We start from the raw sequence: 13,400 nt of genomic DNA on the forward strand, positions 1-13,400 counted from the left end.
CTTTATCGCTCTCCCAAGCGACAACTATATCAGTATATCACCTATCTACTCCCTTGTCAACACTTTTTTTGAAATTTTTTTATCTTTTCTTCCAACCCCCTCTAAAACTACCTTTAACTCAATAACTTAAAAGGGAAAGGCAACCTCTCCCTCTTACCTCTCCCTTATTCTCTATATCACCGTGCTGCTAAAGTCTTTTAATGCTCTAGCTACAATTAAATTCATTCAAATATACTCAAACTAGTATAATACACAGTCCAATCAATCACATAAAGAAATTTACTTCGACTTGCTATTAGAAGTTAATAAGAAATTACTTTATCCCTCATTCATAAGCGGAAACAAGTAGCGCTCCTCCCCTTTTTTTCGTTTTTCCAAACCTTTAAAAGCTAATTGAAGGAGATCGGATGCAAATGATTGAATAGAGTCTTGATCCGCTTGTGTTAACTCGATTTGAGAATACTTTCGGCGAAGATCTTTATAAGCACGACCTTCCAATTTAAAGAAATCGCAATCCTTCAGATATGTAGTCACTTCCTCAAGGTTAGCTAACAAGCCTAAATGAAAGGCTGCTGGCGCGAAGGTTCTATTAAGAGGCTGAGCGCAAGTGCTCCTAAATTCGATCGTTCCTCGCGTCGTCAAATCCTGATATTGGTAGCTTCTGTGATAATGAAAATCATCTGCACGAGGACTGACTAGGCTTTCCTTGCCACTCAAATTGTATCCCTTGATTTGCCCCTGCTTTAGATACTCTCCAGCTGCAATAGGAGGGAAATAGTAGGTGTCACCCTCTCGCTCAACATTGAAAATGGCTGTATGATTTAAATAATTGAAAAAATCTTCCTCATCTTTGAAATCATGGGGATTAACACCGACATTTTCTACTAACAAGCCATGCATGGACTCTTCCCAGAAGCGGTCTCTCGAGATTCTAGTGTTGAAATCTTCTGTAAGTAATTCTGAATTGGCAAAAAGATAAGCTTTGGCAGCCTCGATTTGATTAAAGGTGTTAATTACCTGTATGAAATTTGCCCGTGAAACATCTAACTGTACCTGGCTCCCACAGATATAGCTACCATAATCAGGATGGCGATGGAAGAAATCTCCTCCAATTTTTTCACTCAAAGTTAGATATTGCATTAACATTTGATAGCGGGGATATTTAACAGGACCATTATCATTCTCCTTCCAGAATGGATGTAAACCATGTCCCTGGAGTTCATGATGATTTTTGCGCAAAAACTTTTGAATGGCGTCTAGGTAATGATTAAAGTGTCTTTCGACTTCCTGAATCGTTTTCGCTTTTTCAAATGCGAACTCTAAAATATTGTAAGACACTTCAAAAAGTATCCGATCTTCGCTATCTGAAGCTTTTAATTGGATGGGATTGCCCTCTGAATCCCTTCTTTCTACGATAAAGCCATAGTCTGAATTTAATCTTACTAATAGCTCCTTTGTTACACGAGTATCTGTCGCACCTCCCTGAAGATTCACAATCGGAAATTCTAACTCAATCCCAATGTACAAGTCTGGATTTTCTTTTATATTTGCCAAATAACGTTCTTTCAAAATAGCAATCGAATCTTGCATTTCTTCTCCTTCCCTCAAGAAAGTTTTTCTTTTCCCATTCAAAAACGCCTGCTTACGAAATTGTTTTTCACTAAAAGCAATTTCGTAAACAAGCGTCTACCCTTTCATCATGATGATGAGTGTTCCCGCTAGGAAAAATCCTAGCGGTAGACCAGAGCTAGACTAAGAGTATAAGAACTCCATCATCATAACACTCAACAAAATTGATAAAAATTATACTAATTCAATAATTGCCATTGGCGCAGCATCCCCACGGCGTGGTTCAGTCTTAAGAATACGAGTGTATCCACCATTGCGCTCAGCATAGCGAGGTGCCAATTCAGAGAATAATTTTTGAAGAGCTGTAGTTGTAGTGTATTTGTTAGTCTCTTCATTGTAGTTTTCTGATGCAATTTCGTTACGTACAAAAGCTGCTGCTTGACGACGAGCATGCAAGTCACCACGTTTACCAAGAGTAATCATTTTTTCAACTGTTTTACGGATTTCTTTAGCACGAGCTTCAGTTGTTACGATTGATTCATTGATAATCAAGTCAGTAGTCAAATCGCGAAGCATTGCTTTACGTTGTGAGCTAGTGCGTCCTAGTTTACGGTAAGCCATGTATTCCTCCTTTATTTATCGTTTCTTAACCCAAGACCAAGGTCAGCAAGTTTAACTTTAACTTCTTCAAGACTCTTGCGGCCCAAGTTACGAACTTTCATCATTTCAGGCTCTGATTTTTCTGTCAAATCAAAGACAGTATTAATTCCTGCGCGTTTTAGACAGTTGTATGAACGAACTGATAAATCCAATTCTTCAATAGTACGTTCCAAAATGCGATCATCTGAAGATTTTTCTGCTTCCTTCATCACATCAGTTGAAATAGCAACTTCTGTCAAATCAGTGAAGAGGTTCAGATGCTCTGTCAGGATACGAGCTGATAGTCCCAAAGCGTCTTCGGGAATAATCGTTCCATTCGTTAAAATTTCAAGGGTAAGTTTATCAAAACCATCGTTGCTACCAACACGAGCTGGTTCAACCTGGTAATTTACTTTTGTCACAGGCGTATAGATAGAATCTACCGCAAGTGTGCCTACTGGTGCATCATCTTTTTTATTTTCGTCAGCTGGCACATATCCACGACCGCTATTCACAGCCATTTTCGCTTTAAAGCGAGCACCTTCACTGATTGTAAAGAGATAATGATCAGGGTTTACAATTTCGATATCACTGTCTGTCAAAATGTCTCCAGCAGTTACTTCTGCAGGACCTTCAACATCCAATTCAATCATCTTTTCGTCTTGGACGTAAGATTTTACAGCAATCCCCTTGATGTTCAGAATAATCTGCATAACATCTTCACGGACCCCAGAAATCGTATCAAATTCGTGCAATACTCCTTCAATGTTGATAGAAGTCACTGCTGCACCTGGAAGTGAGGCGAGAAGTACACGACGAAGCGAATTTCCAAGTGTTGTACCGTAACCGCGTTCTAGCGGCTCAACTACAAACTTGCCATAATTTTTATTTTCATCAATTTTTGTTATATTTGGTTTTTCAAACTCAATCATTTAGTTAACTCCCTCTTAAACGAAAAGCAGTGTAATTGTTTATGATTATACACGGCGACGTTTTGGAGGACGAGCACCATTGTGTGGCACAGGAGTCACATCACGAATAGCAGTTACTTCCAGACCAGCTGCAGCAAGTGCACGAATAGCTGACTCACGACCAGAACCTGGACCTTTAACTGTAACTTCAACTGATTTAAGACCGTGTTCTTGTGCAGACTTAGCAGCTGCTTCAGATGCCATTTGGGCAGCAAATGGTGTAGATTTACGAGAACCTTTAAAACCAAGAGCACCAGCAGATGACCAAGCAATCGCGTTACCATGCACATCAGTAATCATAACAATAGTGTTATTAAATGTAGCGTGAATATGTGCAATACCAGATTCGATATTTTTCTTCACACGACGTTTACGTGTTGGTTTAGCCAAGACTTTTACCTCCTATATTATTTTTTCTTACCTGCAATCGCAACGGCTTTACCTTTACGAGTACGAGCATTGTTTTTAGTGTTTTGTCCACGGACAGGAAGTCCACGACGATGACGGATACCACGGTATGAACCGATTTCCATCAAACGTTTGATGTTAAGGTTTACTTCACGACGAAGGTCACCTTCAACCTTGATTGCATCCACTTCGCGACGGATAGCGTCTTCTTGATCTGATGTCAAATCTTTGACACGGATATCTTCTGAGATTCCAGCTGCAGCCAAAATTTTCTTAGAAGTTGGAAGTCCGATACCATACACGTAAGTAAGTGAAACGACTACACGTTTGTCATTTGGAATGTCAACTCCAGCAATACGAGCCATGTTTTCTCCTTTCTATCTTATCCTTGACGTTGTTTGTGTTTTGGATTTGCTGGGCAAATTACCATAACACGGCCATTACGACGAATAACTTTACAGTATTCGCAAATTGGTTTGACCGATGGTCTTACTTTCATTTCTTATCCCTCCAAGTTTTTCGATTATTTAAAGCGGTAAGTGATCCGTCCACGTGTCAAATCATAAGGACTCATCTCGACAGTAACACGATCTCCCGCTAAAATACGAATATAGTTTTTACGAATTTTACCAGAAACTGTTGCTAAAATCTGATGTCCATTTTCAAGTTCAACCGTAAACATTGCGTTCGGCATCGTATCAACTACTTTGCCTTCGACTTCAATCACATCGTCTTTTGCCACGCAAAAGCACCTCCCTAAATTTCGATAGATTCCTCTGAGCACAGAGGTAACAATTATAAGTCAGACTAACTCATTGTATCACTACTTGTCAAATATTGCAAGCGGGAAAAACACTTTTATTTTAAATTTGACAAGACTTTTTCGATATCTGAGAAAACTGCCTCAATCTCTTGATTGCCCTGAATGTCGTGAACGAGTCCTTGAGAACGGTAATGATCAATAATTGGTTGACCTTGAGCGATATTAACATCCAGACGACGTTTTACTGTTTCAGGTTTGTCGTCTTCACGTTGATAGTAATCTTCTTCTTTGTAATCCACTGGTGGGTTGAAAACTTTATGGAAGGTTTCCCCTGTTTCGCGGTGGATAATCCGTCCACTCAAACGTTCTAACAAACTATCTGGATTTACTTCGATATTGATAACTGCGTCAAGTTGGATGCCTAGATCCGCAAGGATTTTATCCAAAGCATGTGCTTGATCAATTGTCCGTGGATAACCGTCCAACAAGAAACCTGTTTCTTTAATATCATCTTGTGCCAAGCGCTCTTTCACGATTCCGTTTGTCACTTCATCTGGCACCAACTCTCCTTTAGAAATGTAGGATTTCGCTAAAACACCCATTTCTGTTTCATTGGCCATAGCAGCACGGAACATATCCCCAGTTGAAATATGTGCCACGTGGAATTGTTCCACAATTTTGGCTGCTTGTGTTCCCTTGCCTGCACCTGGCAAGCCCATAATCAAAAGATTCATGTTTTGTCTCCTTTTTTGTTTTTAAAGCAATCTATTAAAACACTTAATAAACTTTTTTAAAAACAAAATAGAAGGTTGACTAAGTCAACCTATTTCTATTCTGTTGTAGTATCCATAAATCCGATATACTTACGCTTCAGAAGGTAACCTTCCAACTGTTTCATCCCTTCAATACCAGTCGAAATGATGATAAGAAGACTAGTTCCTCCAAGAGCAACTGCATCGGTCAGACCGAAAAGATCTTTGGCTAGGATCGGAATGATTGTAATAATCCCTAAGAATAGCGATCCAACTGTCGCCAAACGGCGAAGCAATTTAGACATATATTCTTCCGTTCCCTTACCTGGACGAACACCTGGGATGTAGGCTCCACTCTTTTGTAAATTCTCTGCTGTCTTTTCAGGATTAATTTGTACAAATGTATAAAAGAAAGTAAAGAGAATAATCAAGAGTGCATAGGTAAACATACCACTGATGGTTGTAGTCGCCAGAAGCGCCTGTGCCGTCCGAACCCAGGATGCGTTATAGCCCATAGCACTTACAAATTGGAAGATAGCTGCTGGAGCAGCTGTAATCGAACTTGCAAAGATAACTGGGATAACACCAGCAGGATTCACTTTTAACGGTAGGTAGGAACTTGAAGGGGCACCTTGAGCAATCTTCGTATATTGAATTGGAATTTTGTACTCAGCTTGTTGCACAAAGGTTGTGAAATAGATAATCACCAAAACTGCAACAATTAAAATGCCAACGAAAATCAAAGACGAATTGAGTCGATCGCTCGGGATATTAACAAAGTAATCTTCATAGATCCCTTTGATCATACCAGGAATACCAGATACAATCCCTGCAAAGATAATCATGGATACACCATTACCATAACCCTTATCTGTGATTTGCTCTCCTAACCAGGTCACAATAACTGAACCTGTCGTGAGGAGGGCACCAATCAAAAGATAGGTTTGCCAATTTGGATTCGCTACTAGTTTGGTTCTTGACAAAGTCGCAAATCCAGCTGTAATCCCGATGGATTGGACAAATGCCAATACCAGGGAAATATAGCGAGTTGCTTGATTAAGCTTTCTCCGTCCTACTTCCCCTTGCTTGCCCCACTCTACAAATTTTGGAAGCAAATCCATTTGCAAGAGCTGAACCACGATTGAAGCCGTGATATAGGGACTAACCCCAAGGGCAAAAACAGAGAAGTTACGCATGGCATTCCCAGAAACCAAACTAAGCATGTTTAAGAAAGGTAAATCGCTTAAACTATTCAATGCTTTCGCATTAATTCCTGGAACGGTTATAGTTGTACCAATACGGAAAACTAAGATGATGAACAGTGTGAACAAAATCTTAGACCGTACTTGTTTTATTTTAAGTGCGTCTTTTAATAGCTTGAAAAACATAGGTCACCTCTCTTAGATGACTTCGACTGAACCACCTTTAGCAGTGATAGCTTCTTCAGCTGATTTAGAGAATTTAGCTGCTTTAACAGTCAACTTCTTAGTCAATTCTCCGTTACCAAGAATCTTAACACCAGATTTTTCAGCTTTTACAATACCTGCTTCGATGAGAACCACTGGAGTTACTTCTGCACCATCTTCGAAAAGATTTAATTGGTCAAGGTTAACAATCGCGTATTCTTTACGGTTTACATTCAAGAAACCACGTTTTGGTACACGACGGAACAATGGAGTTTGTCCACCTTCAAAACCAAGACGAACACCACCACCGCTACGTGCTTTTTGACCTTTTTGACCGCGACCAGAAGTTTTACCGTTACCTGATGATGTACCGCGACCTACACGGTTGCGAACTTTACGTGAACCTGCAGCAGGTTGTAATTCATGAAGTTTCATTATATTATTTCTCCTCTTTTGTAAAATGCTAGCGCTCATATAGGAGAAAAGGTGTCTCCTATATAAACTCGCCTATACATATATTTAGTTTTAGGGGCTGAGAAAGTTCTCAAATCCCCTAATGTATCTTAATAAAAGTTATTCAGCTAACCAGCCTACTTAACTTCTTCAACAGTTACCAAGTGAGATACAGCAGTAATCATACCGCGTACTGCTGGGTTATCTTCTTTGATAACTGAGCTGTTCAATTTGCCAAGTCCAAGTGCTACAACAGTTTTACGTTGTGACGGAATGCGTCCGATTGGAGACTTAGTCAAAGTAATTTTAATTTGAGCCATGAGTTCCCCTTTCTTAAGCCAAGTCAGAAACTGAAATACCACGAAGAGCAGCAACTTCTTCAGCGCGTTTAAGTTGTTTCAAACCTTCAACAGTTGCGCGAACGATGTTGACTGGAGTGTTTGAACCAAGTGATTTAGATGTAATATCTGCCACACCTGCCAATTCGATGACGGCACGAACAGCACCACCAGCAGCAACTCCAGAACCTTCAACAGCTGGCTTAAGCAATACTTTCGCTCCACCAAATTCTGAAAGAACTTCGTGAGGAATAGTTGTACCAACCATTGGGACTTCGATCAAGTTTTTCTTCGCATCTTCAACTGCTTTACGGATAGCTTCTGGTACTTCTTGAGCTTTACCAGTACCGAAACCAACACGACCGTTGCGGTCACCAACTACTACAAGAGCTGCAAAACGAAGACGACGTCCACCTTTAACAACTTTAGTAACACGGTTGACAGCAACTAAGCGTTCTTCAAGTTCAACTGCATTGTCTTTAAATGCCATTTTCTAGTGTCCTCCCTATTAGAATTTCAATCCGTTTTCACGAGCTGCATCAGCCAAAGCTTTTACACGTCCGTGATAGAGATATCCACCGCGGTCAAACACCACTTCAGAAATACCTTTAGCAACTGCACGTTCTGCAACGAGTTTACCTACAACAACGGCTTGTTCAGTTTTAGTTCCTTTTGAAACTTCTTTGTCAAGAGTTGAAGCGCTTGCGAGCGTTACACCCGCTACGTCATCAATCACTTGAGCGTAGATGCCTGTATTAGAACGGAATACGTTCAAACGTGGGCGATCAGCAGTTCCAGAGAGTTTTCCGCGAACGCGACGGTGGCGTTTTTGGCGGATTTTATTTTTATCTGGTTTCGTAATCACAATTTTCACCTCTTATTATTATTGACGTGCCTCAGCACAAAATCGGAAAATAAACTGGCTGGCTGAAATCATCAGCCAATCAAGATTATTTACCAGTTTTACCTTCTTTACGGCGAACGAATTCACCAACGTAACGGATACCTTTACCTTTGTAAGGTTCTGGTGCACGAAGGCTACGTACATAAGCAGCTGTTTGACCAACCGCTTCTTTTGAAATTCCGCTAACAACGATTGTTGTTGGGTTTGGAAGTTCAAAAGTAATTCCTTCTGGAGCTTCAACTTCGTCTGGATGAGATTTACCAACAGCCAAGACAAGTTTATTCCCTTGAAGTTGTGCACGGTAACCAACCCCGCGCATTTCAAGTTCTTTCTTGAAGCCTTCTGATACACCAACAACCATGTTGTTAAGAAGGGCACGAGTAGTTCCGTGGATAGTTTTCATTTCTTTTGAATCGTTTGGACGGTGAAGAGTTACTTCAGTACCTTCCACACGGATTTCAATATCTTTTGAGAACTCACGAGTAAGTTCTCCTTTAGGTCCTTTTACAGTTACTACGTTGTCATTGTTAGTGAGTTCAACACCAGCAGGCAACACGATAACTTTATTACCAATACGTGACATGTTTATTTTCTCCTGTTAGATTGTCAGGCCATGACGGCCAGTTTTCACGGGGTTAAATCGATTTCTCGATTAAAGGAACATTTAGGTTTCAATTCAAAGTGAATCTAGGCATCATCTCGCAGGCATAACTTGAGTTAGGCAAAAGACGATAACGAATAGCCACAAAGAAATTGGGAGCTAAATATTACCAAACGTAAGCGATAACTTCTCCACCAACATTCTTTTGGCGTGCTTCTTTATCAGTAAGCAAACCTTCAGATGTTGAAAGGATAGCAATTCCAAGTCCGTTCAAGACTTTTGGAAGATCTTCGCGTTTCTTGTAAACACGCAGACCTGGTTTCGAAACACGTTTCAAACCAGTGATAACTTTTTCACCATTTTGACCGTATTTAAGGAATACACGGATGATGCCTTGTTTGTCATCTTCGATGATTTCAACGTTTTTTACAAAACCTTCACGCTTCAGGATTTCAGCAATCCCTTTTTTGATATTTGATGCAGGTACTTCAAGTACTTCGTGGTTCGCTTGGTTAGCGTTACGGATACGAGTCAAAAAGTCTGCAATTGGGTCAGTCATAACCATTTTATATTTCTCCTCTTACTAGTAGTTTGCAAGTTGCACTTGCTAGTTAATGATTGAGCTGGGCTCAGATAGTATTGACACATTCAAATGAGAAAACTCTTATTTGAACACGAGCTACAACCTGGGCAAAAAAGATAAATTTGTTTTGGAGCATCGCTCCTTCACCAAATTTCCTATTTTTGCTGTGGTTGTTACGCTCTTTGTATCATGATATTACCAAGATGCTTTGGTAACGCCAGGGATTTGTCCTTTGTATGCTAATTCACGGAAGCAAACACGGCAAAGTTTAAACTTGCGGTATACTGAATGTGGACGGCCACATTTTTCACAACGAGTATAAGCTTGCGTAGAGAACTTAGCTGGACGTTTGTTCTTAGCAATCATTGATTTTTTAGCCATTTGTTTTACCTCCTATATTATTTTGCAAAAGGCATTCCAAGGCCTGTAAGCAATGCGCGTGACTCTTCGTCAGTATTAGCTGTTGTTACGATAACGATGTCAAGACCGCGAGTCTTATCAACATCATCAAAGTTGATTTCTGGGAAGATCAATTGTTCTTTCACACCAAGTGTATAGTTTCCGCGTCCATCAAATGATTTTGTTGGAACACCATGGAAGTCACGTACACGTGGAAGTGATACAGTAACCAATTTATCCAAGAATTCATACATACGTTCGCCACGAAGGGTTACTTTCGCACCAATCGCTACACCTTCACGAAGACGGAAGCCGGCGATTGATTTCTTAGCTTTAGTGATAAGTGGTTTTTGACCTGAGATAAGAGCAAGCTCTTCAGCAGCTTTTTCAAGGTTTTTAGCATTTGATACAGCGTCACCGACACCCATGTTCAAAACGATTTTATCCACTTTTGGCACAGCCATAACAGATGAGTAGTTGAACTTTTCAGTCAGAGCAGGAACTACTTCTTTAAGATATTTTTCTTTTAAACGATTTGCCATTATACTTCTCCTTTCCTTCGTGATTAGTCAAGTACTTCGCCTGATTTTTTATTGTAGCGAACTTTTTTGCCATCTACAAATTTGTAACCAACGCGTCCTGCAACACCATTCTTGTCAAGAACTTGAACGTTTGACACATGGATTGGTGCTTCTTTTTCAACGATAGCACCTTGAGGGTTTTCGCTATTTGGTTTTTGGTGCTTCTTAACAAGGTTAACACCTTCAACAACAACTTTGTTTACTTTTGGAAGAGCTGCAACAACAAGTGCTTCAACACCCTTGTCCTTACCAGCAATTACGCGAACTTTGTCGCCTTTTTTTACAAACATTCTTAGGTTTCTCCTTTAATTTCTTACGCCCATGAGGGCACCCTGGAAAACTTCCAGGGGACTTGTTTGATTTTTTAGATTAAAGTACTTCTGGAGCCAATGATACGATCTTCATGAAGCCTCCGTCACGCAATTCACGAGCAACTGGGCCGAAGATACGAGTTCCGCGAGGAGTTTTGTCTTCACGGATGATGACTGCAGCGTTTTCGTCGAATTTGATGTATGAACCATCTTTACGACGAGCACCTGATTTAGTACGAACGATAACAGCTTTTACAACGTCACCTTTTTTAACCGCACCACCAGGAGTAGCTTGTTTTACAGATGCCACAATAACATCACCGATGTTCGCAAATTTACGTTTAGAACCACCAAGAACTTTGATAGTCAAGATTTCGCGTGCACCGCTGTTGTCTGCGACTTTCAAACGAGTTTCTGTTTGAATCATTTCAGTTTTCTCCTTTCAGGCTTGATTAGATGATAACCGCTTCTTCAACAACTTCTACAAGACGGAAACGTTTTGTAGATGAAAGCGGACGAGTTTCCATGATACGTACGATATCGCCTTCTTTGGCAACATTGTTTTCATCATGTGCTTTGTACTTCTTAGAGTAGTTAATACGCTTACCATAGACTGGGTGGTTACGTTTTGTTTCAACTACAACTGTGATTGTCTTATCCATCTTGTCAGAAACGACGCGTCCGACAAGAGTTTTACGTTGATTACGTTCCATTTAGAATTTCTCCTTTCCCAAGTCTATTATTTAACTTCTGATTGAACAGTTTTGATACGTGCGATTTGTTTTTTCACTTCTTTCAAACGCGCTGTCTGCTCCAATTGACCAGTAGCGGCTTGGAAACGAAGGTCAAACAATTCTTTCTTCAATTCATTTTCACGCTTCGCGAGTTCTTCTTGAGAAAGACCACGAAGTTCTTTAACAAAATCTTGAATTTCTTTAAGTTTCATGCCTTCTCCTTATTCTGCTTCACGCTTTACGAATTTACATTTAACTGGCAATTTGTGGCTTGCAAGACGAAGAGCTTCACGAGCGATTTCTTCTGATACACCAGCGATTTCAAACATCACTTTACCACGTTTAACTGGTGCTACCCAACCTTCTGGAGCCCCTTTACCAGATCCCATCCGTACACCGATTGCTTTTGCAGTGTATGATTTGTGTGGGAAGATTTTGATCCAAACTTTACCACCACGTTTCATGTAACGAGTCATAGCGATACGGGCAGCTTCAATTTGACGGTTAGTGATCCAATGGCTAGTAGTTGCTTGAAGACCATATTCTCCAAAAGTTACTTCTTTACCACCTTTAGCTTCACCACGCATTTTTCCGCGGAATTCGCGACGGTGTTTAACACGTTTAGGTACTAACATTGGTTATTTACCTCCTTTAGTGTTTTTACGAGCTGGAAGAACTTCTCCACGGTAGATCCATACTTTAACTCCAAGTTTACCGTAAGTAGTATCAGCTTCTTCCCAAGCGTAATCGATATCCGCACGAAGGGTGTGAAGTGGAACAGTTCCTTCAGAGTATCCTTCGCTACGGGCGATATCTGCACCATTCAAACGACCTGATACTTGAGTTTTGATTCCTTTAGCTCCTGCACGCATTGCACGTTGGATTGCTTGTTTTTGAGCACGACGGAAAGCAACACGTTGCTCCAATTGACGAGCAATTCCTTCACCAACAAGGTGAGCATCCAAATCTGGAGATTTGATCTCGATGATGTTGATGTGTACTTGTTTTCCAGTTAATTTGTTAAGTTTTGCACGAAGTGCATCAACGTTAGCTCCACCTTTACCGATAACCATACCTGGTTTAGCAGTGTGAAGTGAAACGTTAACTTTGTTTACTGCGCGTTCGATTTCAATAGTTGAAACAGCTGCGTCAGCCAATTCTTTTTGAACGAATTTACGGATTGCAAGATCTTCATGAAGGTAATCCGCGTATTCTTTTTCAGCATACCATTTGGCATCCCAATCACGGATGATGCCGACACGCATACCAATTGGATGTACTTTTTGACCCACGATGTTACCTCCTTATTTTTCTGCAACAACCACAGTGATGTGGCTTGTGCGTTTGTTGATTGGTGAAGCTGAACCTTTAGCACGTGGACGGAAACGTTTCATAGTTGGTCCTTCGTTTGCGAAAGCTTCAGATACTACCAAGTTAGCTTTTTCCAAACCAAAGTTGTTTTCAGCATTAGCGATTGCAGAGATCAATACTTTTTCGATAATGCCAGCAGCTTTGTTTGGAGTGAATTTCAAGATTGCGATTGCGTCAGCGACGTTTTTACCACGGATATTGTCAAGAACTAGACGAGTTTTACGAGGTGAAACACGCACTGTACGAGCCATTGCTTTAGCTGAAGTAATTTCTGCCATTTATGTTCTCCTTATTTTCTACGTGTTTTCTTGTCGTCTGCAGCGTGACCTTTGTAAGTACGAGTTGGTGCAAATTCACCAAGCTTGTGACCTACCATGTCTTCTTGGATGTAAACAGGCACGTGTTTACGTCCGTCATAGACTGCGATTGTGTAACCGATGAAACTTGGGAAAATCGTTGAACGACGTGACCAAGTTTTGATAACTTTTTTCTTTTCGTCGTTAGCTTGAGCTTCAACTTTTTTCATCAAATGCTCATCGACGAAAGGTCCTTTTTTAAGACTGCGTCCCATTTTTATGTTTTCTCCTTTAAAATAAGTACCACAGCGGCCTGCGCTG

Annotated in this window: 25 protein-coding genes; all 25 read right to left on the reverse strand. The window is 40.5% G+C overall.

Annotated features, from left to right (window positions below; all coding sequences use genetic code 11):
• Positions 1-318: 318 nt before the first annotated feature.
• On the reverse strand, positions 319-1,590 hold the full coding sequence (locus FXF62_RS08795; RefSeq protein WP_149518455.1) for a glutamate-cysteine ligase family protein: 1,272 nt from the start codon (positions 1,588-1,590) through the stop codon (positions 319-321).
• Positions 1,591-1,803: 213 nt separating this feature from the next.
• On the reverse strand, positions 1,804-2,190 hold the full coding sequence (gene rplQ, locus FXF62_RS08800; protein WP_005591286.1) for a 50S ribosomal protein L17: 387 nt from the start codon (positions 2,188-2,190) through the stop codon (positions 1,804-1,806).
• An 11-nt stretch (positions 2,191-2,201) separates the two neighbouring features.
• Positions 2,202-3,140: a DNA-directed RNA polymerase subunit alpha gene (locus tag FXF62_RS08805; RefSeq protein WP_005591287.1), complete on the reverse strand. Its 939-nt coding sequence runs from the start codon at positions 3,138-3,140 to the stop codon at positions 2,202-2,204.
• A gap of 45 nt (positions 3,141-3,185) precedes the next feature.
• Positions 3,186-3,569, reverse strand: a complete 384-nt coding sequence (gene rpsK / locus FXF62_RS08810; RefSeq protein ID WP_001118385.1) for a 30S ribosomal protein S11 — start codon at positions 3,567-3,569, stop codon at positions 3,186-3,188.
• 17 nt (positions 3,570-3,586) lie between these two features.
• Positions 3,587-3,952: a 30S ribosomal protein S13 gene (gene rpsM, locus FXF62_RS08815; protein ID WP_005591288.1), complete on the reverse strand. Its 366-nt coding sequence runs from the start codon at positions 3,950-3,952 to the stop codon at positions 3,587-3,589.
• A 17-nt stretch (positions 3,953-3,969) separates the two neighbouring features.
• Positions 3,970-4,086 carry a 50S ribosomal protein L36 gene (gene rpmJ / locus FXF62_RS08820; RefSeq protein ID WP_001808836.1) on the reverse strand — a complete coding sequence of 39 codons (117 nt, stop codon included), beginning with the start codon at positions 4,084-4,086 and terminating at the stop codon, positions 3,970-3,972.
• A 24-nt stretch (positions 4,087-4,110) separates the two neighbouring features.
• Positions 4,111-4,329, reverse strand: coding sequence for a translation initiation factor IF-1 (gene infA, locus FXF62_RS08825; RefSeq protein ID WP_001029883.1), 219 nt, complete (start codon positions 4,327-4,329; stop codon positions 4,111-4,113).
• 116 nt (positions 4,330-4,445) lie between these two features.
• Positions 4,446-5,084: an adenylate kinase gene (locus FXF62_RS08830; protein WP_149518456.1), complete on the reverse strand. Its 639-nt coding sequence runs from the start codon at positions 5,082-5,084 to the stop codon at positions 4,446-4,448.
• A 95-nt stretch (positions 5,085-5,179) separates the two neighbouring features.
• Positions 5,180-6,490, reverse strand: coding sequence for a preprotein translocase subunit SecY (gene secY, locus FXF62_RS08835; RefSeq protein WP_149518457.1), 1,311 nt, complete (start codon positions 6,488-6,490; stop codon positions 5,180-5,182).
• A 12-nt stretch (positions 6,491-6,502) separates the two neighbouring features.
• Positions 6,503-6,943: a 50S ribosomal protein L15 gene (gene rplO / locus FXF62_RS08840; protein ID WP_015604254.1), complete on the reverse strand. Its 441-nt coding sequence runs from the start codon at positions 6,941-6,943 to the stop codon at positions 6,503-6,505.
• A gap of 155 nt (positions 6,944-7,098) precedes the next feature.
• On the reverse strand, positions 7,099-7,281 hold the full coding sequence (rpmD, locus tag FXF62_RS08845; protein WP_002894509.1) for a 50S ribosomal protein L30: 183 nt from the start codon (positions 7,279-7,281) through the stop codon (positions 7,099-7,101).
• A gap of 13 nt (positions 7,282-7,294) precedes the next feature.
• Positions 7,295-7,789, reverse strand: coding sequence for a 30S ribosomal protein S5 (rpsE, locus tag FXF62_RS08850; protein WP_037617759.1), 495 nt, complete (start codon positions 7,787-7,789; stop codon positions 7,295-7,297).
• A gap of 18 nt (positions 7,790-7,807) precedes the next feature.
• A complete protein-coding gene (gene rplR, locus FXF62_RS08855) occupies positions 7,808-8,164 on the reverse strand; it encodes a 50S ribosomal protein L18 (RefSeq protein ID WP_009659213.1) in 357 nt (118 codons plus the stop codon).
• An 85-nt stretch (positions 8,165-8,249) separates the two neighbouring features.
• Positions 8,250-8,786, reverse strand: a complete 537-nt coding sequence (gene rplF, locus FXF62_RS08860; protein ID WP_149518458.1) for a 50S ribosomal protein L6 — start codon at positions 8,784-8,786, stop codon at positions 8,250-8,252.
• 184 nt (positions 8,787-8,970) lie between these two features.
• The gene (rpsH, locus tag FXF62_RS08865; protein WP_002899666.1) at positions 8,971-9,369 is read right to left on the reverse strand and encodes a 30S ribosomal protein S8; all 399 of its coding nucleotides are present in this window, start codon (positions 9,367-9,369) and stop codon (positions 8,971-8,973) included.
• A gap of 213 nt (positions 9,370-9,582) precedes the next feature.
• Positions 9,583-9,768, reverse strand: coding sequence for a type Z 30S ribosomal protein S14 (locus FXF62_RS08870; RefSeq protein WP_001085697.1), 186 nt, complete (start codon positions 9,766-9,768; stop codon positions 9,583-9,585).
• Between the two features lie 17 nt (positions 9,769-9,785).
• Positions 9,786-10,328 carry a 50S ribosomal protein L5 gene (rplE, locus tag FXF62_RS08875; RefSeq protein WP_148887769.1) on the reverse strand — a complete coding sequence of 181 codons (543 nt, stop codon included), beginning with the start codon at positions 10,326-10,328 and terminating at the stop codon, positions 9,786-9,788.
• A 23-nt stretch (positions 10,329-10,351) separates the two neighbouring features.
• Positions 10,352-10,657, reverse strand: coding sequence for a 50S ribosomal protein L24 (gene rplX, locus FXF62_RS08880; RefSeq protein ID WP_015604250.1), 306 nt, complete (start codon positions 10,655-10,657; stop codon positions 10,352-10,354).
• A 79-nt stretch (positions 10,658-10,736) separates the two neighbouring features.
• A complete protein-coding gene (gene rplN / locus FXF62_RS08885; protein WP_037617768.1) occupies positions 10,737-11,105 on the reverse strand; it encodes a 50S ribosomal protein L14 in 369 nt (122 codons plus the stop codon).
• Between the two features lie 25 nt (positions 11,106-11,130).
• Positions 11,131-11,391, reverse strand: a complete 261-nt coding sequence (rpsQ, locus tag FXF62_RS08890; protein WP_037617770.1) for a 30S ribosomal protein S17 — start codon at positions 11,389-11,391, stop codon at positions 11,131-11,133.
• 26 nt (positions 11,392-11,417) lie between these two features.
• Positions 11,418-11,624: a 50S ribosomal protein L29 gene (gene rpmC / locus FXF62_RS08895; protein ID WP_005591297.1), complete on the reverse strand. Its 207-nt coding sequence runs from the start codon at positions 11,622-11,624 to the stop codon at positions 11,418-11,420.
• Between the two features lie 9 nt (positions 11,625-11,633).
• Positions 11,634-12,047, reverse strand: coding sequence for a 50S ribosomal protein L16 (gene rplP / locus FXF62_RS08900; protein WP_005591298.1), 414 nt, complete (start codon positions 12,045-12,047; stop codon positions 11,634-11,636).
• Between the two features lie 3 nt (positions 12,048-12,050).
• Positions 12,051-12,704, reverse strand: coding sequence for a 30S ribosomal protein S3 (rpsC, locus tag FXF62_RS08905; protein ID WP_005591299.1), 654 nt, complete (start codon positions 12,702-12,704; stop codon positions 12,051-12,053).
• Between the two features lie 12 nt (positions 12,705-12,716).
• A complete protein-coding gene (gene rplV / locus FXF62_RS08910) occupies positions 12,717-13,061 on the reverse strand; it encodes a 50S ribosomal protein L22 (protein WP_005591300.1) in 345 nt (114 codons plus the stop codon).
• A gap of 11 nt (positions 13,062-13,072) precedes the next feature.
• On the reverse strand, positions 13,073-13,354 hold the full coding sequence (gene rpsS / locus FXF62_RS08915) for a 30S ribosomal protein S19 (RefSeq protein WP_000533766.1): 282 nt from the start codon (positions 13,352-13,354) through the stop codon (positions 13,073-13,075).
• Positions 13,355-13,400 lie beyond the last annotated feature (46 nt).

The organism is Streptococcus cristatus, assembly GCF_008369405.1.
Lineage (GTDB): Bacteria > Bacillota > Bacilli > Lactobacillales > Streptococcaceae > Streptococcus > Streptococcus cristatus_G.

Bases quoted from the DNA above. Each gene is read 5' to 3' on its own strand.
- rpmJ (WP_001808836.1), bottom strand. From the start codon at position 4,086: ATGAAAGTAAGACCATCGGTCAAACCAATTTGCGAATACTGTAAAGTT.
- rplE (WP_148887769.1), bottom strand. From the start codon at position 10,328: ATGGCAAATCGTTTAAAAGAAAAATATCTTAAAGAAGTAGTTCCTGCT.
- rpsE (WP_037617759.1), bottom strand. From the start codon at position 7,789: ATGGCATTTAAAGACAATGCAGTTGAACTTGAAGAACGCTTAGTTGCT.
- rplO (WP_015604254.1), bottom strand. From the start codon at position 6,943: ATGAAACTTCATGAATTACAACCTGCTGCAGGTTCACGTAAAGTTCGC.
- rplP (WP_005591298.1), bottom strand. From the start codon at position 12,047: ATGTTAGTACCTAAACGTGTTAAACACCGTCGCGAATTCCGCGGAAAA.
- FXF62_RS08805 (WP_005591287.1), bottom strand. From the start codon at position 3,140: ATGATTGAGTTTGAAAAACCAAATATAACAAAAATTGATGAAAATAAA.
- FXF62_RS08870 (WP_001085697.1), bottom strand. From the start codon at position 9,768: ATGGCTAAAAAATCAATGATTGCTAAGAACAAACGTCCAGCTAAGTTC.
- rplX (WP_015604250.1), bottom strand. From the start codon at position 10,657: ATGTTTGTAAAAAAAGGCGACAAAGTTCGCGTAATTGCTGGTAAGGAC.
- FXF62_RS08795 (WP_149518455.1), bottom strand. From the start codon at position 1,590: ATGCAAGATTCGATTGCTATTTTGAAAGAACGTTATTTGGCAAATATA.
- FXF62_RS08830 (WP_149518456.1), bottom strand. From the start codon at position 5,084: ATGAATCTTTTGATTATGGGCTTGCCAGGTGCAGGCAAGGGAACACAA.
- rpsH (WP_002899666.1), bottom strand. From the start codon at position 9,369: ATGGTTATGACTGACCCAATTGCAGACTTTTTGACTCGTATCCGTAAC.
- rplF (WP_149518458.1), bottom strand. From the start codon at position 8,786: ATGTCACGTATTGGTAATAAAGTTATCGTGTTGCCTGCTGGTGTTGAA.
- rplQ (WP_005591286.1), bottom strand. From the start codon at position 2,190: ATGGCTTACCGTAAACTAGGACGCACTAGCTCACAACGTAAAGCAATG.
- rplN (WP_037617768.1), bottom strand. From the start codon at position 11,105: ATGATTCAAACAGAAACTCGTTTGAAAGTCGCAGACAACAGCGGTGCA.
- rplV (WP_005591300.1), bottom strand. From the start codon at position 13,061: ATGGCAGAAATTACTTCAGCTAAAGCAATGGCTCGTACAGTGCGTGTT.
- rpmD (WP_002894509.1), bottom strand. From the start codon at position 7,281: ATGGCTCAAATTAAAATTACTTTGACTAAGTCTCCAATCGGACGCATT.
- secY (WP_149518457.1), bottom strand. From the start codon at position 6,490: ATGTTTTTCAAGCTATTAAAAGACGCACTTAAAATAAAACAAGTACGG.
- rpsS (WP_000533766.1), bottom strand. From the start codon at position 13,354: ATGGGACGCAGTCTTAAAAAAGGACCTTTCGTCGATGAGCATTTGATG.
- rpsQ (WP_037617770.1), bottom strand. From the start codon at position 11,391: ATGGAACGTAATCAACGTAAAACTCTTGTCGGACGCGTCGTTTCTGAC.
- rpsM (WP_005591288.1), bottom strand. From the start codon at position 3,952: ATGGCTCGTATTGCTGGAGTTGACATTCCAAATGACAAACGTGTAGTC.
- rpmC (WP_005591297.1), bottom strand. From the start codon at position 11,624: ATGAAACTTAAAGAAATTCAAGATTTTGTTAAAGAACTTCGTGGTCTT.